24 protein-coding genes and 2 pseudogenes are annotated in these 23,720 nt (G+C 36.0%); 4 read left to right on the top strand and 22 right to left on the bottom strand.

Going from position 1 to position 23,720, the window contains the following annotated elements; all coding sequences use genetic code 11:
* A partial coding sequence (locus tag ABIQ28_RS08390; RefSeq protein WP_348036440.1) for a 2,3-bisphosphoglycerate-dependent phosphoglycerate mutase occupies positions 1 to 612 on the top strand: 612 nt, incomplete at its 5' end.
* A gap of 251 nt (positions 613 to 863) precedes the next feature.
* Here the strand turns inward: ABIQ28_RS08390 and ABIQ28_RS08385 are convergent.
* A complete protein-coding gene (locus tag ABIQ28_RS08385; protein WP_348036439.1) occupies positions 864 to 1,532 on the bottom strand; it encodes a hypothetical protein in 669 nt (222 codons plus the stop codon).
* A 428-nt stretch (positions 1,533 to 1,960) separates the two neighbouring features.
* On the opposite strand from ABIQ28_RS08385, the pseudogene ABIQ28_RS08380 reads away from it, so the two are divergent.
* Positions 1,961 to 2,362, top strand: a pseudogene (locus tag ABIQ28_RS08380) (fasciclin domain-containing protein).
* Between the two features lie 106 nt (positions 2,363 to 2,468).
* Here the strand turns inward: ABIQ28_RS08380 and ABIQ28_RS08375 are convergent.
* From ABIQ28_RS08375 to ABIQ28_RS08365, 3 genes and pseudogenes are all read right to left on the bottom strand, one after another.
* Positions 2,469 to 3,308, bottom strand: a pseudogene (locus ABIQ28_RS08375) (arylamine N-acetyltransferase).
* A gap of 114 nt (positions 3,309 to 3,422) precedes the next feature.
* Positions 3,423 to 3,710 carry a hypothetical protein gene (locus ABIQ28_RS08370; RefSeq protein WP_348036438.1) on the bottom strand — a complete coding sequence of 96 codons (288 nt, stop codon included), beginning with the start codon at positions 3,708 to 3,710 and terminating at the stop codon, positions 3,423 to 3,425.
* Positions 3,711 to 3,952: 242 nt separating this feature from the next.
* Entirely contained in the window at positions 3,953 to 4,324 is a 372-nt protein-coding gene (locus ABIQ28_RS08365) for a hypothetical protein (protein ID WP_348036437.1), read from the bottom strand.
* A gap of 185 nt (positions 4,325 to 4,509) precedes the next feature.
* Here ABIQ28_RS08365 and ABIQ28_RS08360 point away from each other — a divergent pair, with 185 nt between their 5' ends.
* On the top strand, positions 4,510 to 5,286 hold the full coding sequence (locus tag ABIQ28_RS08360; protein WP_348036436.1) for a M90 family metallopeptidase: 777 nt from the start codon (positions 4,510 to 4,512) through the stop codon (positions 5,284 to 5,286).
* Between the two features lie 244 nt (positions 5,287 to 5,530).
* On the opposite strand, the gene ABIQ28_RS08355 is transcribed toward ABIQ28_RS08360, so the two are convergent.
* The 18 genes from ABIQ28_RS08355 to nhaD all read right to left on the bottom strand — a co-directional run bounded on the left by ABIQ28_RS08355 (position 5,531) and on the right by nhaD (position 22,538).
* Entirely contained in the window at positions 5,531 to 6,955 is a 1,425-nt protein-coding gene (locus ABIQ28_RS08355; protein WP_348036435.1) for an AcvB/VirJ family lysyl-phosphatidylglycerol hydrolase, read from the bottom strand.
* A 23-nt stretch (positions 6,956 to 6,978) separates the two neighbouring features.
* Positions 6,979 to 7,437 carry a universal stress protein gene (locus ABIQ28_RS08350; protein ID WP_348036434.1) on the bottom strand — a complete coding sequence of 153 codons (459 nt, stop codon included), beginning with the start codon at positions 7,435 to 7,437 and terminating at the stop codon, positions 6,979 to 6,981.
* Between the two features lie 95 nt (positions 7,438 to 7,532).
* Positions 7,533 to 8,042 carry a hypothetical protein gene (locus tag ABIQ28_RS08345; RefSeq protein ID WP_348036433.1) on the bottom strand — a complete coding sequence of 170 codons (510 nt, stop codon included), beginning with the start codon at positions 8,040 to 8,042 and terminating at the stop codon, positions 7,533 to 7,535.
* A gap of 461 nt (positions 8,043 to 8,503) precedes the next feature.
* The gene (locus ABIQ28_RS08340) at positions 8,504 to 9,151 is read right to left on the bottom strand and encodes a hypothetical protein (RefSeq protein WP_348036432.1); all 648 of its coding nucleotides are present in this window, start codon (positions 9,149 to 9,151) and stop codon (positions 8,504 to 8,506) included.
* A gap of 179 nt (positions 9,152 to 9,330) precedes the next feature.
* Positions 9,331 to 10,002 (bottom strand): hypothetical protein, encoded by a 672-nt coding sequence (locus ABIQ28_RS08335; protein WP_348036431.1) that lies wholly within the window; start codon positions 10,000 to 10,002, stop codon positions 9,331 to 9,333.
* Positions 10,003 to 10,100: 98 nt separating this feature from the next.
* Entirely contained in the window at positions 10,101 to 10,634 is a 534-nt protein-coding gene (locus ABIQ28_RS08330; RefSeq protein WP_348036430.1) for a hypothetical protein, read from the bottom strand.
* Positions 10,635 to 10,823: 189 nt separating this feature from the next.
* Entirely contained in the window at positions 10,824 to 11,495 is a 672-nt protein-coding gene (locus tag ABIQ28_RS08325) for a hypothetical protein (protein ID WP_348036429.1), read from the bottom strand.
* Between the two features lie 170 nt (positions 11,496 to 11,665).
* Positions 11,666 to 12,340 (bottom strand): hypothetical protein, encoded by a 675-nt coding sequence (locus tag ABIQ28_RS08320; RefSeq protein WP_348036428.1) that lies wholly within the window; start codon positions 12,338 to 12,340, stop codon positions 11,666 to 11,668.
* 67 nt (positions 12,341 to 12,407) lie between these two features.
* A complete protein-coding gene (locus tag ABIQ28_RS08315) occupies positions 12,408 to 12,938 on the bottom strand; it encodes a hypothetical protein (RefSeq protein ID WP_348036427.1) in 531 nt (176 codons plus the stop codon).
* A gap of 172 nt (positions 12,939 to 13,110) precedes the next feature.
* Positions 13,111 to 13,815 (bottom strand): Crp/Fnr family transcriptional regulator, encoded by a 705-nt coding sequence (locus ABIQ28_RS08310; RefSeq protein ID WP_348036426.1) that lies wholly within the window; start codon positions 13,813 to 13,815, stop codon positions 13,111 to 13,113.
* 165 nt (positions 13,816 to 13,980) lie between these two features.
* Positions 13,981 to 14,625 carry a DUF998 domain-containing protein gene (locus ABIQ28_RS08305; protein WP_348036425.1) on the bottom strand — a complete coding sequence of 215 codons (645 nt, stop codon included), beginning with the start codon at positions 14,623 to 14,625 and terminating at the stop codon, positions 13,981 to 13,983.
* A 40-nt stretch (positions 14,626 to 14,665) separates the two neighbouring features.
* Entirely contained in the window at positions 14,666 to 15,223 is a 558-nt protein-coding gene (locus tag ABIQ28_RS08300; protein ID WP_348036424.1) for a hypothetical protein, read from the bottom strand.
* Between the two features lie 280 nt (positions 15,224 to 15,503).
* Positions 15,504 to 18,101, bottom strand: a complete 2,598-nt coding sequence (locus ABIQ28_RS08295) for a phosphatidylglycerol lysyltransferase domain-containing protein (RefSeq protein ID WP_348036423.1) — start codon at positions 18,099 to 18,101, stop codon at positions 15,504 to 15,506.
* Position 18,102: 1 nt separating this feature from the next.
* Positions 18,103 to 18,960 (bottom strand): mechanosensitive ion channel family protein, encoded by an 858-nt coding sequence (locus ABIQ28_RS08290; RefSeq protein ID WP_348036422.1) that lies wholly within the window; start codon positions 18,958 to 18,960, stop codon positions 18,103 to 18,105.
* A 10-nt stretch (positions 18,961 to 18,970) separates the two neighbouring features.
* Entirely contained in the window at positions 18,971 to 19,396 is a 426-nt protein-coding gene (locus tag ABIQ28_RS08285; RefSeq protein WP_348036421.1) for an MgtC/SapB family protein, read from the bottom strand.
* Between the two features lie 33 nt (positions 19,397 to 19,429).
* Positions 19,430 to 20,119, bottom strand: a complete 690-nt coding sequence (locus ABIQ28_RS08280; protein ID WP_348036420.1) for a VIT family protein — start codon at positions 20,117 to 20,119, stop codon at positions 19,430 to 19,432.
* Between the two features lie 50 nt (positions 20,120 to 20,169).
* Positions 20,170 to 20,568: a hypothetical protein gene (locus tag ABIQ28_RS08275; protein ID WP_348036419.1), complete on the bottom strand. Its 399-nt coding sequence runs from the start codon at positions 20,566 to 20,568 to the stop codon at positions 20,170 to 20,172.
* A 668-nt stretch (positions 20,569 to 21,236) separates the two neighbouring features.
* Complete coding sequence (gene nhaD, locus ABIQ28_RS08270; RefSeq protein ID WP_348036418.1) at positions 21,237 to 22,538, bottom strand: sodium:proton antiporter NhaD; 1,302 nt, start codon at positions 22,536 to 22,538, stop codon at positions 21,237 to 21,239.
* A gap of 345 nt (positions 22,539 to 22,883) precedes the next feature.
* On the opposite strand from nhaD, the gene rpe reads away from it, so the two are divergent.
* On the top strand, positions 22,884 to 23,537 hold the full coding sequence (rpe, locus tag ABIQ28_RS08265; protein ID WP_348036417.1) for a ribulose-phosphate 3-epimerase: 654 nt from the start codon (positions 22,884 to 22,886) through the stop codon (positions 23,535 to 23,537).
* Positions 23,538 to 23,720: the final 183 nt, after the last annotated feature.

Below are 23,720 nucleotides of genomic sequence, written 5' to 3'. Positions count from 1 at the left end.
CTGGCTCCTCAAGGTATTATAGAAGCAAAATTAGTCGGGCAACTCTTGAAAGAACAACACATAAACATTGATATCTGTTTTTCGTCCTATTTAAAACGCGCCATCCGCAGCCAATGGATCGTTTTGGAAAACGCCGACCAAATGCATGTAGATTGCATTTACAGTTGGAAACTTAATGAAAGGCACTATGGGACTTGGCAAGGCCAAAATAAGGATGAGATTTTAAAATTAGTTGGTGAAAATGATTATTTATTTGTTAGAAGAGGAATGCATCAAGCACCGCCACCGCTTACGTTAGACGATAAACGGCATCCACAATACGATAGTAATTACAAAAATATTGAAACCAACATCTTACCTTCAACGGAATCATTGAAAGACACTCAAAATAGAGTGGTCAATTATTTTTACGAAGCTATTGTAACTGAATTGGCTCAGGATAAAACAGTATTGGTTACCGCACACGGAAATTCAATTAGAGCCTTGATGGCAAAGCTAGAAAATAGATCTGATGCCGAAACACCGCTCATTGATGTACCAACCGGAATATTATTTTCATATGAATTTGACAAACAATTGAACTTAGTTGCGCATGAGAAATTAACCCCATAGAAACCCGATTAGTATATCCGTTATTTTTGTCATGTAAGAGAAAAAAATCTCCGTGCGTTTGAGAAATCAGCGGAAAATAAAAATCATCCTTCAGATTTCGCAAATTTACCCAGAATAAAACAAATAATCGTTATTGATGGCGACATAAAAAAGCTCCTATAACATGACAGTTTATAGCATTATGTATTTTTAAGATCATCAAAATCAGATTAATTTAGAGATGATTTCTGATTAAAATAATACTCTAAAAATCACTTTAAATTGGTTTTATATTTTTTCAAAAAATCCTCCATTCTTTTTGTTTGTACTTTAAGATCTTTATCTAGATCCTTGGCATTTGGCTCAGAATTTACTTTTCCAACCAACTTTTCACTGTCGGCTCTGATGCGCATGGCTTCATCTTTAGCCTCGCCCTTTAAGTTGAACACGGCATTGTTTAAAGAGCGTAAAGCCTTGTTAAAATAATAAGTCCCTTTCGCCGGCTCCTCTATTAGCGTTGAAATCGTATAAACAATATAGTTATGTGCCACAAGCATTTCGGCATTAGCCATCGCTTGAGTCAAAACATCTATATCTTTGATTTTATTTGTTCTAACCGATTCTTCAAGACTACGAATTTTCTCAATTTCGCTATCCAACAAAAGACCATTGACGAGTTCTGTAGGTTCTTCTTCCTCTCGTAATTCAATCACGCCATTTTCGATATATTCTGACGCTCTCTCAAAATTGCCTTTTTGATATTCATCCAAAGCTGCCATAAAACTAGTATTTGACGAGTTTTGGATGTCATAGACAATATCTTCTTGTTCTAAAATCATATCGTCATCATTGACGATTTCGTCCTCGAGTTTTTTCTCTTTAGCATCCTTACAAGATACTACCAGAGCAACACAAACAACAATTAGCGCTAATTTTTTCATGTCAAAAGTTCTTATATTACACAATTTTTTATGTATTCCGTTAAAATTAACTTTCTATTAGATAGCGTTTTGCTACGTAGGTAGCACAACGCTCGTTAATTTGACACCCCGTTGAATTTAATTGTGGATGAAAATTAATTCAGGCTCCGATTTCAGGATAATCCATTGATAAAATCTAAAAAAAAATTGCAGTTAAATTTTAGAGCAAAATTTAAGCTTCTGCTACTCAAGTAGCATTCATTGCGCGGTATGGATTAAATCTTTAGTATATCAATATAAAAAAACAAAATCATGAAAACACATTTGAACAACGTATTTGCAGTGGGAGCTTGCATTCTTCTTTTTAACCTGAGTGCCTATTCTCAAAAAAATTCTATTTAGATCATATAGGCAATACTAAGGATTACACCACCATTGATTTGGTACATATGGATCCACAACTGTCCACTTTTGCCTATTTGGTAACTTTGGCCAATATGGATGAGCAATTTATGAATGAGCGTCCACATACGCTTTTTGTACCTACCAATAAAGCCTTTGAGAATATGAAGGTGAAAAATTATGTAAAGCTGATGGATCCGAACAATAGAGAGCAATTAGTTAAGTTTATCGACCTTACCAAAAGAAACCATGAAAAGTGAATTCAAGAATGGGATGTTATCTAAATCGGTTTTAATAAAGGATTTGAGGTTTCAGTAGATAGATCTATTGGGGATGTGGTCAGCATAGGCGGGGCACAGATTATCAAAGCGGATATTCAGGCGTCCAATGGCATCCTTGATATTGTCGATGCTATTTTTGAACCTAGCGATAATGATTTAATGGATTAAAAAAAACGGGCGGAATGACCTCAAATTCAGCTCACATAAAGAAAAAATAATCATTGGATTCTGTAATTAAAAAACAGGAGCTCGTCAGCAAGAAAAAGAACTATTTTTAAGACCGTCCTTTTTTTTCCGACGTCGTTAATTTTTCAAAAGCCTTCTCTATCCCTGAGATATTGGAAAGATTCAATTGAAATTCGTTTTCGAGTAGGTTTCGCAATTCACTGGGAGTTGTTACTACTTTACGCTCGGTTTTACCCTTGAGATAGTTAAGTTTAAATTGGTTGTTGTGTAGCGTATATCTGCAACCGATATCTGCTCGGGCAACAATTAAATCGGTTACAAAACGCGACTCAGGATAGGTCGACACGTACCAATTTACCATTTCATAGTCGGGCAAAAATTGTTCCTGTAAGTCAAAACGGTACATGGTTTTCCATTCCTGGCCGATGTTTATTTGCAAGAAGTAGTCTCCCTCACTATGATTTAACAAACGATACTGACCATGTGGGGTTTTCTGAACCACGTTGGTTTTCAATTGCATAGAGCCAGTAAGCGTCATCGTACCAAAACCAACATCAGCAATAAGATTTTCTCCATTATAATCAATGAGCAGCAACATGTGACTGCGTCGCGTAATCCGATCTTCTGGCTAATTCCAAAGAACGCGCGCAGAAAGTCCTCTTACCGAAAACCCTAGTTGTTCCAGCACCTGTTTGAACAATAAATTCTGCTCAAAACAATAGCCACCCCGTCCATCATGAACTAGTTTTTTCTGAATGGATTCCATGTCCAACTTTACCGGAATGCCCAAAAAGGAGTTTAGATTTTCAAAAGGAATCGCTTGTGTGTGAAGTCTGTGCAATTCCTGAAGCACATTTAAAGTTGTGGTTTCCTCCTCATCATAACCGATGCGTTGAAAATAGGCGTTTAAATCGACCGTTACTGGCATACTTATTTTTAAAGGATTTGGGCAGTATCAGTTCACTTTCCCAATATTACTTGTCCTTGCGAATATAACTCCAAAGTTCTGTTGAGAATATTTTCTTTTGTGATTCTATTCATTTTAGATTACAGCGTCACCGTATGAAACCGTCTTAAAACTAAACACATAGTCAATGACCCTCCCCTTGTCCTTAACCACGTCGGTTTTTTGCAACACAATAAAATCTGGTGTTGATTCTAAAACCCATTTAAAACCAGAACTGTTATCGCCTTCCAAAACAATTTGAAAATTATCGTCTTCACTCAATTCATTGGTCTTACCATTATCCTTCTCGGTGTATGGTTTTCCGCATCCTACTAAAAGGAGCATCAATATAATTAACATGAAAAATCGTATTGACCGTGCCATTTAGATATGCTTTAGAGTATAAAAATAAAGAGATAATCTTGATTGTTATGCTACTTAGATAGCAGAAAACAACAACTCCTGATTATAAATTTACTTTGAAAAAAACATAAAAAACGATGAAACATCATTCCGATGAGTGGCATCAATCAACGACTCTACATGATCATCACAAAAGATTTTCAATTGAAGTTCACGATGAGTTTCTTTTCAGAATTTGCCAATTCATAGGTCGAAATCGAAACTTATTTTGCTTCAATAAGTCCCATGGCTCCAACAATAATATGGACTTCAAAAGTTTTTGCAATGGTCTCTCCATCGGTATAAATAAGTTCAATCCAATCCTCTCCGTCTGAATCAGTCTTGAAATTGAACGTATAGGTTTCAGTGCCTCCTGATACCTTTTTTATCACCGGACTTTCGATTTTCACAAATTGTAATTCTGAGTTCAATTTCCATTCAAAGCCAGAATCAACATCGCCTTTGAGAACAATTTTAAAAGGTTCTTCTTCTGTTAATGATATGGTTTTCCGATTATCTTTCTCAGTAATAGGACCTGAACAACTGCTTAATACCATTAAGAAAACGAATAGCGGACAATATTTAAAGTATTTCATAATTTATTGTTTTTTAATTCCTCATAAATTTAATTAATCCATCTAAATAAGGCAACGCTACATAGAACAAATTCCGTTAACTCAAGCGCCAACCAAAACTCCTAATCAGAATAAAAACAAGGCCGCAAGGCTCAGTTTCCATTATGAAAATTATGGTACTTTTACATATCTAATAGCCCTGTTTTATGACGTTTACAATAATCGCTTTTATGGTCCTGGCTGGTTTTGCGGTATATGCTTTTGTCTCCACAAATAAAAAACCCGCCGAACCATTTCCAGAAACCTGGCACACCTTACTTTTGGAGCATGTCCAATATTATACCGAACTGCCCCTTGTTGAACAAAAGCGTTTTCAAAAGCGCATGATGGTTTTTTTAAGCGAAGTTTACCTAGATAGTGTTGGGTTTGAACTTGAAGACCTCGATAAAGTCCTGATTGCTGCGAGTGCAGTGATTCCCGTTTTTAATTTTTCAGAATGGCATTATGCCAATTTAAGTACGGTTTTGGTATATCCTGAAGATTTTAATGAAGATCTTGGTTTTGCCGAGACCGATGAAAAACGTCAGATTTCAGGAATTGTAGGCACTGGCCGATTTGAAAAACAGATGATTTTATCTCGTAAAGCTCTTCATTTCGGATTTTATCCTGGGTCTCATAAAACAAATACCGGCATTCATGAATTTGTGCATTTAATTGATAAATCAGACGGGATTACTGATGGCGTTCCAGAACAATTGATTGCTAAACCTTATATCGTTCCATGGCTAAAACTCATCCATAAGGAAATGGAAGCCATAAATAACAACAAATCGGATATCCGGAATTATGGTGGCACCAATGAAGCTGAATTTTTAGCAGTCGCTTCGGAATACTTTTTTGAACAACCAAAACTAATGAAAAAAAAGCATCCAGAATTGTATGAGATGCTTAGGAAGTGCTTTGGAATAAAGGAGAGAGGATAGAAAGAGGTTAGAGCTTAGAGGATAGAGGATAGAATTTAGAGACTAGAAACTAGAAACTAGAGAAATGTAAGTTTTTGATTTAGATTGCAATCAAGAATCTGCGAAAATCTGCGCAATCTGCTGGAAAACATTCAAACTATGACGCAAAGTTACACAAAGGAAAAACACAAAGTTGCACAAAGAAGTAGGTTCTTAAAATCTGCGCGATCTGCGGGAAAATCTTTGCGTGTAAGATAAACTCCGATTAATTAACTGAATTGTTAATTGCTTCAAACATGACGTTGTAATCGTTATTATAATGATGATCGCCTGGCATCTCCAAAAATGTAATCTTATAATCTGAAAGTGCAACAGGCATTTTAGACTTCTCCTCGCTTCCAAAAATCACTTTTATAGACGTCATGTGACTGACAGTCCTTAATTCGTTTATAACATCATAATAATCATCTTTGGTTTTCAGTCCCAGCATATTTAAATAATGCACCTCAAAATCGGTTTTTTCATCGGGCGACAATAACACCATACGCGACGATTTTTGTAAATCGGTCGGGAGCTTTTCAAAAATAAAGGGCAACACCTCAGCCCCAATACTGTAACCCACCAATATTACTTTTTGTTTCTTCCAAAGCTCCATATAATGATGGAGCACATTTGAGATATCATCTGCCGCTTGTTGTGGTGTCTTTCTTTCCCAGAAATATTTTTTAGCATCCAATCCAATGGTTGGAATACAAGTTTTTAAAAACCGATCGCTCAAATTCTGCTCAAAACTATACCATCCGCCATCACCCGAAATCATGAAAACAAGTGCACTTCCCTCCTTTTCATTTTCACTTTGTGTAAGCACAAGAGGCAGGTCAATAATGGAATTATTAGTTTCAGAGTTTATGGAACTCGATTTTTGCACCTCCTTTTCAGAGGTCAATTCGCGGAATGCTTTATCCCATTGCGGCATAAAATCTGACCAATTGCTAAAACCATGTCCAACCTTATTTAATATTATAAGTTCATCATCGGAGGTTTTATCTAAAAAGCTCTTCGTATCGTTGAAATTACAGATGTTATCCAATTTACCTTGCAGGACAATCCATCTATTTCCAAGTTTTGAATCCGGATCCAAATAAAACAATTTGTCATTCGGCAATCGATGTGCTTTGAGTCCGTTGAGTTCACAAAAAAGCTTTGGCAAATCCACATCTGGACAAAACCCCAAGGATATACCTCCTCTAAACGTGTTTGGCCTTGCTTGTGCCAATACCGCAAAAACCATGGTTGCACCACTGGAATACCCCATTAGGAGCGGTTCTTGATAACTTTTAAACTTATATTTTTTCTCAATATTGGTCGCCAATGCTACAAAATCGCCCGAAATATGATAGCACTCCTCAGATCTTGACCGAAGATTCTTATTGTATTGAACAATATCAACACCTATGACCAAGCTATTTTGATTGGCGAAATGTTTAGAGAAATCGATGACCCCATATTTCCATCCGCCATCGCCCGAAATCATGATGGTTACTGAGGATGGCATTCCTTGTGGAATATAAAGATGAACTTTTCCAAAAGGAGCAAAAACCAAGGAATCGACTTTAACCTGTGCATTCACATTCCAAAAAAATCCAATTCCGATAAGTAAAAACGCCAAATGAAGCCCTTTTGTTTTCATAGACCATGTCAAGGCATAAGTGTTCATGAATTTCGGATAGGCACTACCAACAATGGGACTGTGGAATGCTTAACGAGTTTGGTAGCAATGTTTCCTAACAGCAAATTTTCCCAGCGACTATGGCTATGGGTGCCGAATACCAACAAATCGGCTTCCCAAGTTTTGGCAAAGTCTAATATCTCATCATGGGTATTACCGTCCAATACTTTGGTTTCCAGGTCGGGCTCTCCTAAAAATTTGGCGGTTGCAATTAAAAACTTTTCTGCTTCCTTATGTATATCCTCAATAAGATCCATGTTATTTTTTATGAGGAAACCATCATATTGCATGATCGGATCATAATCTGAAACATACATTGAAACGTCATAAACGACGTGGACCAATATAACTTCTGCATTTAAAGCCTGGGCAAATTCATAACCCAATGTTGCAATTTTTTCGGCAGATGGGCTGGTGTCTAAAGCAATACATATTTTTTTCATTTTAAATATTTTTAAGATTAATCTTTAGCTGGTACAAATTTAAAGCCTATTGAAACGTCTATAATCCAAGGGGCTGCACACTAATTTCACAAGTCTTATTTATAATTTTTTGAAGGCTTTACAAAACCAACAATATGTGGTGCTGAAAAACATGAAACTGATAGCGTCGCAATGGTTTCAATCCAGTTTACAAAAACCATGGTCTGTACTGGAAATTCACTGGTATTAAAAAGTTCTTTTTTATTGATCATTGCTTGTTCTAATGGAAATCCGGCGATGACAATGGCAATTGTAGGCAAAAATAAGAGGGCAAAATAAAGTCCTGTTCGAATACAAAGAAAAACGGCAGGGGTAAATTCCAATTTAAAATCTTTATGCTTTTTATAATCTATGACCATTAATATTTGACCACCAATAATGAATAAAACATTCACAACGCGCCATCCCATGGACTCATAAATACCTGCAACTTTGAGTATAATAGCAAATACCACAACCGCTAGAAAAATAATAAACGCGTAAAACCAACAAAACCTGCTATCTGACCAATTATGACGGTTTTTAAAACTAAAAAAACCTGGTTTCGAAGTGACAACATGTTCCATTTTAAAAAGCGATTATGTTTATCCATACTATAAATTTAGACTCAACTAATGATAAATAGTGCTACTTAAGTAGCAGTTGGAAATTAATTTAAACAGCAATTTAGTGCATGGGCATAGACTCCACAGACCCATTGTTTTTGACCTTCTTAATCAATAAAATAATCGGAATACACACCAAGAAAAAAACACCTAAGGTCATAAATGTATCCTTATAAGTCACTAAATAAACTTGTTCGCTCAACATGACGATTTCTGACTTGTATCTGGCGAAATGATATGTGCGGTCATCATACAGAAGGTCGCAAAAACGATAAACCAACAGGTACCAAATATTTTGGTTGTATGCCTTTTTGAATCAACCCACCTACTTATTAGAAAGAGGTGGCTTTAATAAACCACCTCTTTCTACCCTAACACATCTAATTTTACCAAATCAATTGTATTGCAATCGACCAGTCTATTTAATATATTTCATAAACGTCTTTATTACTTTCAAAATGCGCCGCTGCTCTTTGGGTATAGGCATCTGCACGTTTTTTCCATTGCTCATAGTCATCTTTTAGCTTTTTACCTTCTTTCTCAAGATTTTCGCCTTCTCTTCTGGCATCGCCTTCCAATTTTTTGGAACCAACTTCAAGACTTCTAATATTGTGGTCTAAAATCCTGTGTAATTTCCTTTCCTCAGCTCTGTTTTTTGGGGTTAAGACGTAAACATCGTCAGATGCCAAATAATTATGAGCAACATAGATTTCGGCATTGGCAATGGCTTCTTTAAGCCCTTCAATAGAAATATCAAAATTATCATCTAATTTACCTCCAATGCTTCTTAATTGATCTTTTGCTAATTCAAAGCTTTCACCATCTAATCCAGTCACATTTTTACTTTCTTTTTCCAATGCAGCAATACCTGCATCTAGTTGTTTAAGGGCTTCTGGTTTATTTTTGTTTTCATAGGCCTTTATGGCTTGTTCAAAATACATGTCTGACGTTCTTGGCAACGGACTAACCACAGTTTCTTCAATGACCGTGTCCATATTTGCTTCTTTTTCTTTACACCCAACAAATGCAAGGGCAATAAAGAGAATTGATAACAGCTTGATGGTTTTCATAATATGAGTTTTTATAGTTAATTGTTATTATTGACTTATTCCAAACAAATTTATGGTCACTTTATATCATTTCTTGCTACTTAGGTAGCAGTTGGACTAATATTTCATAAAAAAAAGAGGCTCCCTTCTAGGCAACCTCTTTCCAATCTAACCAACCATTAAAAATGAAAAACAATATTTTAATACATCATCGGATACATTCTCGGAACATATTCTGGTTGGTACTTTTTAAAATGTTCCAAGGTTTTATTGGCATGTGCTTCAGCTCGGTTATTCCAAACCTTTAATTCTTCTTTTAGTCTTTTGCCCTCAGTGTCTAATTTTTCGGCTTCTTTTTTTGAATCGCCTTCTAGTTTTTTGGTACCAGCTTCAAGACTTTTGAGGTGGTAGTCTAATGAATTGTCAAATCTATAATCATTAACTTTTTCAGGCTCTGTTAACATATAAAAGTTCTCGGAAGCCAAATAGGGATGGTTGACATTGATTTCGGCATTGGCAATCATGTTGCAGAGCACCTTTTCATCCACTTGTTGTCCATTTTGGATTTCTTTAGCGATATCTGTAAGATGTTTAATACTGATATTTAACTCCTCCTTAAATTCTGAACCTTTTGTTTTGGCCTCTTCAGTCAATTCATTTGCTCCAGTAGCAATGAGGTCTCCTGCTTTTTTATACTCTTTATTGCTATATGCTGAAAGCGCTTCGCCAAAAGATACATCTGATTTATTAAGCTGCTCTGTACCATTTTGGTCACTTATAACACCGATGTTCTCATCAGCTTTTAAGCTTTCATTACTATCTATATTTTCATTAATTTTTTTACATCCAATAAGCAATGTAAAAAAAAACATGAATGTTAAAATTTTTAGTGCTTTCATTTCAGTTAGATATTAAAAAAAATGCGCCATCATAGTTTACGAACAATGGCGCATTTTCGGCAGTTTATTATTTACATTCTTTTAGATCTGTTCAACATTTTACCCTCAGCATCAGTATAGATGTGTTTTTTCTTTCCGTCTTTCGTCATTGTAAATCTATAGCGCTCTTTTTCTTTGCCATGGATGTAATGTGACATGTGGTAAGAATCTTTTGAAATTACCCATCCTGGATATTCTTGGGCTAAGGCTTTTGATATAGCTGCTGGTGGGGCCACATTTTTAAGATTTTCAACAGTATTCAATAATTTTCCTTCACTGTTATAGGTTGCGATAAGCGTTTTACCTTTTCCAGTTAATGAAATTTGATAGGTGTCGACATCATCATAATCGAAATCATCATTGACATATACATCCTCTTCTACATATTCAATAGGCAAGGCGGCGAATTCTTCGACAACAAAGCCTGGAAAATCAACATCAACAGATTCTAGAACTACTGTTGGCACTTGTTCTTTTTTAAGTTTGGCCTTAAAAACAATATCATCTTGTGCAAATGCTGAGCTGGTTAGACCCAAAATAAATAAACCGATTAAAAAGTTTTTCATGGCGATAAATTTTAGTTATTAATAATTAATTTTAATTCTTGACTCTATATTTTGATTTTAAAGTGAATCTATCATACTTACTATCAGCTAACTGCTACTTAAGTAGCAGTTTTATCTATAAAAAAAGAGGCTACTAAAAAGTAACTCTAATGTTAGTGGAGTGCTTGAAATAAATAGATCGCATTAAAATCACATGGCATAGACTCGATCATAATTGCTGTATTCTGTTTGGTGTTTTTTGAAATGCTCATCTGCTCTTTTTGCATGATCTTCAGCACGTTTTTTCCATGCCTCAAATTCTTCTTTTAGCTTTTTGCCTTCAGCACCAAGTTTCTCACCTTCTATTCTTGCTTCGCCTGTTAGTTTTGAAGTCCCTGCCTCAAGACTTTTGAGATTATAATCTAAAGCATTTTGCAAATAATTTTCTCTTAACCTTGCTTTTGGTGTCAATACATACACATCATCGGTTGCCAAATAGTTATGTGCAATATTGATTTCGGCGTTGGCAATGGCTTCTTTCAATCCTTCAACCGAAATATCAAAATTACCATCCAATTTGCTTGCAATATTTCTTAATTGGTCTTTTGACATATCAAGATTGGCTTTGTTAAGTCCAGAAACGTCCTTACTTTCTTTGTCCAAAGCCTCAATACCTGCGTCTATTTTTTTCTTTGCTTCGACTTTATCGGCATTTTCATAAGCGTTGATGGCTTGTTCAAAATACGTGTCTGATGCTCTTGGTATGGCCTTAACCACGGTTTCTTCAATAACCTCATCTGTAACTACATCAGGTTGCTTTTCTTTACAGCCGATCAGTGATAAGGCTATAAGTAAAGCTGGTAATAGTTTAATAGTTTTCATAATATTCATATTTTTTAGTTAATGATTTTAATTCTCTACATAAAGGTATTCTCACTTTATATCACTGACTGCTACTTAAGTAGCAGTCGTGTTTTTTTTCATAAAAAAGAGGTTACTTTATAGGCAACCCCTTTCTCAAACTAACCAACTTTTATAATAAAAAAACAAATTTATTGTAAAGGATACAGTCCCCAGGTATAAACATTCTCTGGTTGATATTTTCTGAAATGTTCTTCGGCATTTTTAGTATGCTCCTGAACACGTTCGTTCCAAGCTTCAAATTCTTCCTTCAACTTTTTGCCTTCCTCCTCTAACTTTTTGCTTTCTTTTTTTGCATTGCCTTCCAATTTTTCAATCCCTGTTTCAAGATTCATCACATTACGATCTAAAGATTCATGCAATCTTGCTTCATTTGCTTTTTCTGACTTCATCATGACAAGTTCATTGTCAGACATCAAATACTCATGATTCACATTAATTTCGGCATTGGCAATCAGGTTGCGCAGGGCTTCTTGGTTAACATTTTTTCCGGCTTGAAGCTGATGTGCGACATCAGTAAGATGTTTTAGATTCGTATTTAATTGATCATTGAATAGTGCTCCTTTGGCTTCGGCAGTCAGCTCTTGTACTCCAAGCAACACATGTTCTCCGGCAAGCCGGTATTCCTTTTTTTTTAAAGCCTCAAATGCCTTGAAAAAAGCGACGTCAGATTTGTTGGGTAATTCCATGTTGTTTTCACCCCGTACGACCGCAACTTTTGCTACACTTTTTTGATCTTCGCTCTTTTTGCAACTTACAAAACAGCCTATGACACTTATTAAAATCAGAAATTTCAGAGTTTTCATTTCAATTTAATATTACAAACACACCGTCATCATTTAAAGATGCGCATGTATTTCAATAGTTTAATTATTACATTTTATGGGCTCCTTTCAAAATGACACCATTGGCATCGGTATCGACATGTTTTTTTTGTCCATCTTTAGTGAGCACAAATCTATAACGCTCTCTTTCTTTTCCGTGGCTGTGGTTAGACATATGGTAGCTATCTTTTGAAATAGTCCATCCTGGATATGCTTTAAGTAAAGCTCGCTGAACAGCTAAAGGCGGTGTCACATTTTTAAGATTTTCAACAGTAGACAATAACTTACCTTCACTATTATAAGTTGCAATAATCATTTTGCCATTTCCTTCCATTGAAACTTGATAGGTGTCAATATCAGCATCCACATCATTATTAACGTAAACATCCTTTTCAACATACTCAACTGGAGACGCTGCAAATTCTCTTAAAACATACCCTGGAAAATCAACGTCAATAGCTTCTAAAACTACAGTTGGCACTTGTTCTTTTTTAAGAGTTTCCTTAAAAACAATGCCGTCTTGAGCAAAAACCGAGCTGGTCAGGCCCAAAAAACATAAACCAATGAAGAAATGTCTCATCGCGAAAAATTTTAATTGTTAGTAATTTATTTTAATACTAACATAAAACTACCATCCTTATTATCAGTAAAATGCTACCTAAGTAGCACTTCTATAGTTTTAACAAATTATTCACAATAAAAAAAGGCCATCCTTTTCAGAATAGACCCAGCGCGCTATACTTATAAAAAACTTAATACTTTCCAGAAACTTCGTCCAATAATAACTTTAAATCCTTAATGCTTATACTCTTGCGATGAATATCCAACATGCCTGCTTTCTTGAAAACTTGTATTTGCCTATTGACAACCGCTCGTGTAGAGCCAATCATGTTTGCAATTTCATAATTGGACAAGTCATTGATAAGCTGTAGTTGCTGAGAAGATTCATTGACATTGGAAAGGATTAGTTTTGCAAGTCTGGTGGGAATGTCTGAGAGCACATTATCGGTAAGATTGACTTCTAACATTCTCATACATCTACCAAGATATGGCAACAGCGTTTTGTTGATTTTCGGATGGCTTTCTATCCAATCGCGCATCAAATCGATGGGTGCATAAAGCACTTCTACATCATCAATTGTTTCAAAATTCATGGAATGTTTTAAACCATCCAAAAGCGAAACCACGTCAAAAACATCATTTTGGGTTAAAAGAAAAACAGTAAACTCCCGTCCGTTCTCAATATCAATTTGATACATTTTTAATCGGCCGGAAATGATAATAAAAAATTTATAAAAGGTTTGATCTCCATAGAAGAATTCTGAATTCTTATTCCATTTTTTTAATGATAGACAGCCCATTAATGACTCCAATGTTTCATCATCTAAATTCTCAAACAGTGGATTTATCCGAAGTTTATTGAGACAATACTCGTAATGCGGGTCGTTTGCAGTCATTCTATCTTCTTGTTAGTACTGTTAATCCTCTAAAAACGCGTTGTCCTTTTCAGATGTTCCACTTTAAAAAACATCCATAAAGTTGTTAAAGCGCATCTACGCACGCGCCTTGACTATTGACAATCACACTATTAACTCGACATTGTTTCGTATAAATTTAACGAATTAAATCTTAACATTCGAAGTATTCGAGAGCGAATGCATCTGAGATGTATTTTTAATATTCATTTGATATGCGATAAACATGAAATACACAAAATAAACAACTTGAAACAGCCGTTGCCAAAGTCCTTTATAAGGAATTGTTTGAGGCGTCCATTCAAATTTTGCAGATAGAAAAAGGAGCATAAAAGCAATTCCTAATACCGAAATAAGCATCGTAAAATACCGTTTGGTTTTACTAAAAAAGAATAGCATAACCATTGGAAAGAGCACCAAAGCCACATCGCCAATACCACTAAAAATATCATGGCCTATATTCATCCAACTGACTTTTGATTTAGAGGCATCCAAACTAAATAGGCCTGCTCCCATTCCTTGACCGAAACCATAAAGCACAAGCAACAAAGTGGCCATCTTGCTTTTATCAAAAGAATGATTAAAAGCCTTAAAAAATCCGAAGGCAAATAAGACGAACAAAATTGTAAAAATGACACTCCCAATTTTAACGAGATGATGGGTTGGACTTTCAGGATTACCCAAATAACTTATAGATTGAGAAATCGGAGAATAGCCTGGGTTTTTTGAAGCGGCATAAAACTCAATTATCAACTCCATAACGCAAGCCATAACGCCTGCAATAGCTGCCATACCAATCCATTTTATTTTCATTAGATTACTCTCGTTGCAATTATTTTTTCTTGTTTGATAATACCGTGCCGTCCGTATTTACTTTTACAATGTGCTTTTTTCCTTTTTTAGGTTTCACATAAACTCTGTAAATTGGTGTTTCACTACTGGGGACAATGACTTTTTGAATATCGTCTACTATTTTAATGATTTGGCCTTTAAATGCATCTGCAATGGCTTCCGATACTTTTTCAGGTAATGCATCCACCTTAGCATGGGCAACAATGAACATTCCATCCGTCCTAAAGGTTGCTGTCCAGTTGGTATTATCTTTTGTAAAAAAAATATAATATTCAGTGGCCGCGAGCGGATCTTTCAATCCAAGTTCTTTTGTATCATCAGGCACATGACTTGTTTCAATCGCCGTGGCGCCATTCATATCATCGGTTGGATATAAAACATCAGTCGTTAAAGGTTTGTAAGAATTATTATTTTTCCACGACGAAATTTCAGTGTTCGGAAATTGCGCATGGAATGCCTTTTCTACCGCTTTGGGAAGGCTTTGCGCTGTCATTATTGATGCCGCGCATATCATTAGAATGATTAAGATGGCTTTCATTTTTTCTTTTTTTAGCATTATTGTCCGATTAAAGTTGCGTTGATCAACTGAGAATAGTCATAAATAAAGGTCTTCCAATGTTTTTGATCCTCAATCTCCTTCATTTCGAGGTTTTTTGAAAACTATTGCTAAAACATCATAACCCATTCTAATTATGAATTTCACAGCCCTTATTTTCAATTAATTACGAGTTTAGTCTCTGTTCTTGATTCTATCAGCGAAGCGGCGGTTACTGAGCTTGTCGAAGTGTCTTAATTCTTTTCCGGACAATCGTGATTTTTTAGATGTCTTCACTCTGTTTCATCACTTTGCCCAATACTCGGGTTAGATTAATCAAATCCAAATCGGTATCATAAACCGCATACACTTTGACCCAATAGGGATTGAATTTCTCCTTAAAAGACCTCAAACTCTTATAATGGCCAAACTGTTTTATTTTTTCGTAGGCCAGTTTTAGGGCCTGTTCTTGGATGTTTTCTGGTTTGTCGATGCCAGACAAGGGCACCATTCCCAAACTGATGGTTTTAAATCCTTCAACTTTGTAATATTGCATCATTTCAACAAACAGAAAATCCATCGTTCCGCTTGGCGCATCTGCCGTTTTTCGCATTAAATCAAAATTAATTTGCCCTTCTACACTACTGTCGACAATATTAACAAAGGCCACTATTTTATGTTCGCCGTTTTCAATGGTTAAAATGGTTTGTTGTTTTAGCTCATGGGCATTAAACACACCTTGTGAAAAGTAGAGCTCCGTCCGATCCAAGTCTTTCAACCAACTATCGGAAACAAAAGCCAGATGTTGCAAATAGCCATCCGATTGCGGCGCTGGGTTGACCTTAAAATAAAACCCTGCCTTTTTAAGTTTATTAATTGAATTACGCATGGATTTCCCATCGTCGCCTTCTAAGTTGAAGGTTTCAAGATCTACAAAGGCATCTTCTCCTAAAAACAATTTTTTTTTGCCCAGAGCCTCATAAACTTTTAAAGATTGTTCAGGAATTCGGTAATAAATGGCGTTGAGGTTTTTTGATAACATTGCACTTTCAAATTCTTTAATTCTCTCTTGAATCACCTCTGACGAATGACTTTTTAAAACAGGATTCTCCAATACCACCGCATAACTTGCCGTGGTCTTGTAGGATACAAATCCGTCGTCATTTTGAAAAAAATAGAAGTTTTTATCGCCATAAGTCTTAAAATAATCTAGTGATGAATCGCCAAAATCCTTGACCATTTGCTTAGCTTTTTCAATACTAGCAGCATCCACCAGATTCGGCTGCTTCAGTCGCTTGAAAATCAACCAAAAAAAGTAAAGCAAACTTGATACGCCCAAAAGATTAATACTGGTTAAAAAATAGCGTCCAAAAGCCGTTACTGGAAGTAAATCGCCATCAATAAGCACCGCCGCTTTCAAGGTTTCAATAATAGAATCGCCCATTGTGAAGTTGACATTAAAATGGCGTTTATCAAGAAAATAAAACCCAATGACGCCATAAATGATAACAGACGTCATAAAAACCAATCCATTTTCTAACTTTAGATATTTTAATGGTATCGATTTTATATAATAGGATTTACGCTGATATAAAAGCACGCCGATGGCAAAAGACGCCAAGATAGACTCCTCATAATCAATCCCTTTAACAAGATGTCCTACCAAAGACAAAATGGTCAGTAAAAGTGCCAAATAATAGGAGTTTTTATAGCCTTTGATGAGTGTTACCGCCGTAAACATTAAAATGACACCAATAACAAGCACTGCATTATTGGATAGTTCAATGACATCAAAAGGTATAAAATCCTTTAAAAGCTTTAGGCGCGAAACCAATGCAGGCGTCAATGCAGAAAGAATGTTGACAATACCAAGAAACAATAATAAAATGGGTGCCAATAGCTGCATAAAAAGCCCATCTTTCTTAAACAATAGCGCAAAAACACCAAGAAGCATCACGCTCCAAAACTCGAAAAAACGAAATAAAAACACCACAGAAAGTGCAGAAACAGCATCATAATTGAACAATGTGAGCGCATAGGTCAAGGCCAGTTCAATGGCTCCAATTCCTTTTAAAAACGGAGAACTCAGCAAAAGAATAAGCACCAAGGCATAGCCAATAACCGCCACTATTAATGATGGTGTTAAACCCAAAGCGCCCATGGCGATGTACAAATGCGCAATCCCGATAACTTCAATAACGCAGGAAAATAACAGGACTTTTAAAAGCTCTAACTTATTGAGAGTTTGCTGTTGTAAATCATCAATGATTTTGGCAACTTCTGGTGCTTTATGTTCTATGAATTTAAAAACAAAGCCTTTCTTAATAAGGCTTACTATAAGATAGGTAAGCAGTCCAAAAACCACAAGTAAACCAAGAATTCCATAGACCATATCTTTCTTGAGATCGCCTTTTAAGAACAACATCAAAATTGCTGGCAGCGCCACCAAAATGCTAGAGACTATAGAACATATAGAAAACAACGTGGAAGCGTAATAAATAGAGCCTTTTTCAATGCCTTGCTTTTCTTCAATATCCTTATTAAAAAACAAAACATTCGTAATCGTACCAGCGGGAATAAACACACTGATAAAATTACGTTTGAGATAAAGCAACATCGCCACTTTAAAAGGAATCCGTTTTTGAATGGCTTTAAAACTATATTGATACATCCAACCCTGAACTGCCACAAATAAAAACACTAATAAAACGCCCACAATAAACCATAAAATCTTTGCTTGCATTAGGACTTGTTTCACTTGAGTAAGCTCAGTGCGTTCGTGTTTTACAAAGTAAATCGCCAGTAAAACAGAAAATACCCCAAGGGCTATTTGCAAAATAAGTTTCCAATGTGATTTAACAAGCTTTAAACGGACTTCCATGTTATTCTCTGGTATTTTTCCAAATGACATTACTGTAAGGATAAGGAATTTCAATACCTTCCTTGTCAAAGCGTTCTTTGATGTTTTCCAACAAATCACAGCCCATGACATAGGCATCTCCAGGATTGGCCGCCCAGGTCCAAGCCCGCAAAGTGATGGAGAATTCCCCTACCGCAATCACACGAATTGGTGCAATGTCGGTATCCATTTTTTTGTTGAGATATTTTCTATGATCTATAAATAAAGGATGGGTTACCACTTCCTCCTTCATAATGGCTTTGGCCTTTTTAATATTGGCCGTATAAGAGATACTTATTTCCACCCATTGGCAACACATGTCATCGGCAAAGTTGGCATTGACAATGACCTCATTGCTCATGATCGAGTTAGGGATAATCACGCGTTTGTTTTCATAATTCTTGATGATGGTATGTCTCAAGGTAATATCTTCAACCACACCGCTATTTGACCTCACGGTTACCCTGTCTTTTAAGCGGTACGGTTTTGTGACGACGATCATGATGCCACTGATTAAATTTGACAGCACTTGCTGGGAAGCAAATCCAATAACAGCCACCAAAACTCCTGCACCCGCTAATATGGTTGTGGCAATATGCTTTAAATTGGGAATCATGAAAATGACAAAGCTCAACCCCACCATAATGATGACAAACCCAAGAGCACGTTGCAAAAACTTTAAATTGGTGGCGTCAAAATCGTCATCGGTCATGTGTTTTTTAATCCCTCGTCCTATCATTCGGTTAAAGCAGAAATAGACAATTATGGTAATCACAATAATGCTGATTACATGCGTTAAAAGAAATGTGTCTTGCCTTAAACTTTCTAAAAACGATTTCATCAACTTTAATTTATTTTCTGTTTTTCATCCACGTATCCAAAGGCTGCAATCCAACGTTAATAACAAGCACTAAAGCCGTACTAATCAATGTTTCCAAAAAATATCCAGAGGCCGCCACACAACCGATAGCTGCGCTGCACCAAATGGTAGCTGCCGTGGTCAATCCATGAACGCTAAAACCTTCTTTAAAAATAATACCAGCTCCCAAAAAACCAACTCCTGAAACCACTTGCGCGATAATTCGGGTCACATCCACATCGTTGGAAAAATGATCGAACTGAATGGATAACATCGTGAAAATCGCGCCGCCCATGGCGACCAACATATTGGTTTTTAGTCCCGCAGATTTATGTTGCCACTGGCGTTCAAACCCTATAAAAAGCCCAGCCAAGGCTGCGGCGCTAAGCCTTAAAAAAAATTCAGTTGACGTCATCATCAGTAAAAGTTGGTTTTTGATTTTTCTATGCTATTATGAAATCGTCGCACCAAAGAGATAACCAATTAAAGCGGTCATTCCCATAGCCACTGTACCCCAGAAGGTAATCCTAACTACCGCTCTTGCTATATGAGAACCTCCGGCTTTTGCAGCAATGGCACCTAAAAAAGCAAGAAACAAGATTGCCGCACAATATTGTATGTATTCCATAAATTGTAAGGAACCAAAAACGGCTACTAAAACCGGCAACAATCCACCGAGTGTAAAAGAAGCACCCGATGACAATGCTGCTTGTAAGGGATGGGCTTGTGTAATATCATTGATGCCCAATTCATCTCTGGCATGTGCCTCAAGGGCATTGTGTGCCATTAATTGTGTGGCTACCTCTAAAGCTAACTGACTCTCCAAACCTCTTTGTTTGTAAATGTTGGAGAGCTCTTGTAATTCTTCTTCCGGGGCGGTTTTCAATTCATTTTCTTCACGCTCCAAATCCGATTTTTCAATATCCGATTGTGAACTTACCGATACATATTCGCCAGCAGCCATTGAGAACGCTCCTGCGACCAATCCTGCCAGACTTGACAAAATGATGGTTTCTCGTGTAGAACTTGCGGCTGCCACACCAATAACAATACTAGCAACCGACAGAATCCCGTCGTTAGCACCTAATATAGCAGCTCTTAACCAATTACTGCGCGTCCCGAAATGTTTTTCATATTGCATTTTAAATGGCTATGATCGTTTTACTTTGGATACTATACTTCAAATGGTTTTTATGGCAATAAATCATGTTTATGATGTTTGAAATAGTCTCTAACGAAAGCATGTTCTTGGTGCTCCGACATTTTATCTGCCTGCATGACTTCAAATTTTATTTTTGAAAAACGATGATCGGCTTCTAAAATGTTCAATAACTCAACTTTTGCATCCGTAGGTCCGAACAATAATACATGATCATATTTTCTGATGTATTCCGCAATTTCTTTGTAATACTCAGATTCTTCGTGCTGATCCTTATTGTGCATTATTCTTTCGCTTTTCAGCAAAGTTTTTTCTTTTTCCTCATAAGTGGAATCTGAAGTCAAGACCTTTGAAACCATAGGTTCAGAATTTTCTATTAAGTGGGCATGTGCATGATCCATCCAAATGCCCAATTTATTTGTTGTTGTCATTAGTTTTCAGTTTTTATTTATGATTAATTTTATTGGAATGTCATATAGAATTTCGCACATAAAAGCCTTATAACGTTTATAAAGATTCAATTTCTCATCAATTTATAAATTGTCTTTTGAAGCCTAATTAATGCTCTAAGAAGCTTTTAAAAATCACTCTAATAAAGGTAGATTTCTGTAGAGCGTAAGAATTATAAAGTCTGAGATATTATTTACAATATTCTCACTAAGCCTCCTTAAACCATCTGAATCAACAATTGATATTTGTTTTTTTATCTAAAAATTATTGTTGCCCGATTAAAACTTGCAGTAATTCTCGTAACCTTCTATACATAGAGGTTTTTAAAGTTTGTTCAACTATAAGTTTCTATTATTTTTTATTACAACGCTTTTAAAAAAGAAGATTTGGAGCGGGTCTTGAATTTTAAAATCAACGCCTTCAAGTCTTTACAGCACAAGTCTATTTTCTATGTTCTATCAATGAAATGGTCTTGGTTCTTTATTGGACAATAGGGTTTAAAAATATAAGTGACATCAGCGTGATTAGCGACGCATTTTAACAGCGGCTTGTTTCAAAAAAAGATGTTCTAGCTTTATAAAAACTTCAGAAGCAAAAGCACGTCGTTTAAATTCTATTTAAAACTCATAAACTTGTGAGTTTATCGCGGTTAATTTAGCATATAATAGACGGCTACACCACATAAGTAACTGATCAAAGCGACCAGCGAAATTTTCTTTAAATACCACATAAAATCAATCCTGAATATGCCCATAATAGCAATTCCTGCTGCCGAACCAATGATTAAAATACTACCGCCAGTTCCTGCACAATAGGCCAATAGGTCCCAGAATGCGTGGTCCACTGGATAGGTTTCTATGGAATACATTCCCATGGCACCCGCCACCATCGGTACATTATCGATAATAGAAGATAAAAGGCCAATGAGGATATTAACAGTATAAATGCTTTTAAAATTAGCGTCTAAAATGCCTGAAAGCTGTGCTAAATGTCCTGAGGTTTGTAAAGCGGCAACGGCGATTAATATTCCTAAAAAGAATAAGATACTTGTGCTATCCACACGCTGTAAGACGCCTGAAATTGATAAGGCTTTTTTGTGTTTATGCTCCTTATTCTTATGCAGAATTTCAGTTAAAATCCAAACAATGCTCAATCCAAACAATATCCCCATAAACGGAGGTAAATGGGTTAAGGTTTTAAAAACTGGAACAAATAACAAAACCCCTAATCCAATATAAAACACCAAGTATTTCTCCAAATGACTGACGTTAATTTCATCTTCATCCTTTGATCCTAAAAAGTCAGTCTCGATAACTCCTTTCATTTTAAAACTAAAAATAATCAACGGCACAATAACAGCGACCATGCTTGGGATAAAAATATGGGTTATGATATTAAGCGCCGTAATCTGCCCACCAATCCAGAGCATAATTGTTGTAATATCTCCAATGGGCGACCAAGCGCCACCAGCGTTGGCAGCAATAATCATCATCGATGCAAAAAGCCATAAATCGTTTTTATTTTTTACCATTTTTCTTAAAACTGCAGCCATAACAATGGAGGTTGTCAGATTATCCAACAAAGCCGATAGAAAAAATGTTATTAGAGTAAGTGCCCATAGTAAATGAGCCTTCTTGGTTATCTTAATTTTGTCTGTTATAATTGTAAATCCGCCATGGGCATCCATTAATTCAACAATGGCCATGGCCCCCAATAGAAAGAATAGGATTTCTGAAATTTCGCCAATATGTTCTAATAATGCATCAGACAGAAATTGATATGCCGTGGTGGTATCTAAATCTGGAAAAATACTAGGATGTCCGAAAATTAATAAGGTCCAACACAAAACTCCCAACAGCAATGCGGTAGCCGTCTTGTTAATTTTGATATTGTGCTCTAAAGCGATGGCAAAATACCCTAATACAAAAACGATTATAATGGCCGTGTACATGTTTTCTCTATTTAATTAAGTCACGTATCCGTAGGTTTCATTTGTAAGCGGCACTTAATTCATACCGTTTGAGACGTTAAATATTTAGTGCTGACACTACTCAAAATTAAATGGGACACTTAAATTGTAATGCTACCTAAGTAGCATTCCTACATTATAATTGAGTCTAATTTTGCCGCATGAGAAGCATGTTAAAAAATGATAGAATTATAGAACTTTTTAAACTTATAATAAATCTACAAAAAAGAAAACACTTGCTTAAATCAGAACTGATTAAAAGGATAAAACAAGAGTTTATCCGATTGTATTTGCTTTTTTATTTATCTTGTAGTAAAACTAGATCTAATGTCTCATCTCATAGCTCCTTCAATTCTTTCGGGCGATTTTGCCAATCTGGGCAAGGACATTGAAATGCTCAATAATAGCGCTGCCGACTGGATTCATGTGGACATTATGGATGGCGTTTTCGTTCCCAATATTTCCTTTGGTTTTCCTGTTATTAAGGCCATAAAAAAGCTAGCCGCAAAACCGCTTGATGTGCATTTAATGATCATAAAACCTGATCGCTATATCCATCGATTTAAAGAGGCTGGTGCCGATAATTTAATTGTTCACTTTGAAGCCTGCACCCACTTACACCGCACCATTCAAACTATTAAACAGGAAGGCATGCGAGCAGGTGTTGCGCTTAATCCGCATACAGCGGTCAACAATCTCGAAGCCATTATTCACGATGTTGATCAGCTCATGATTATGTCGGTAAACCCTGGTTTCGGTGGACAGAGATTCATAGAACAGACCTATCAAAAAATTGAACTTGTCCGTAATTTAATTGAGAAAACGGGTGCCAATACAAAAATTGAAGTCGATGGCGGCGTGAATTTAACAAACGCTCCAAAACTGCTCGCGGTCGGTGCTCATATCCTGGTATCAGGTAGCTTTATTTTTGGATCCGTCAATCCCATGGAAACTATTAGCGCTTTAAAAGGAATATCTTGAATCACTAAGAAGTAGTATTCCTTAATCAAACCATTAATGGTTATATTCTTTGAACCATTCAGGCATTAAGAATATTAAGATGTCATATTTTTAACCGACCCCTTAATGCCCTTAATCCCTTAATTTTATTCTTAATGGTTAAATTCTTTGAACCATTAAGGCATTAAGAATATTAAGATCTCA

Source organism: Gelidibacter sp. (assembly GCF_039916245.1).
In the GTDB taxonomy this organism is placed as follows: domain Bacteria; phylum Bacteroidota; class Bacteroidia; order Flavobacteriales; family Flavobacteriaceae; genus Gelidibacter.
Note: the sequence above shows the minus strand (reverse complement) of the source record. Positions and strands in the feature narration are given on the sequence as shown.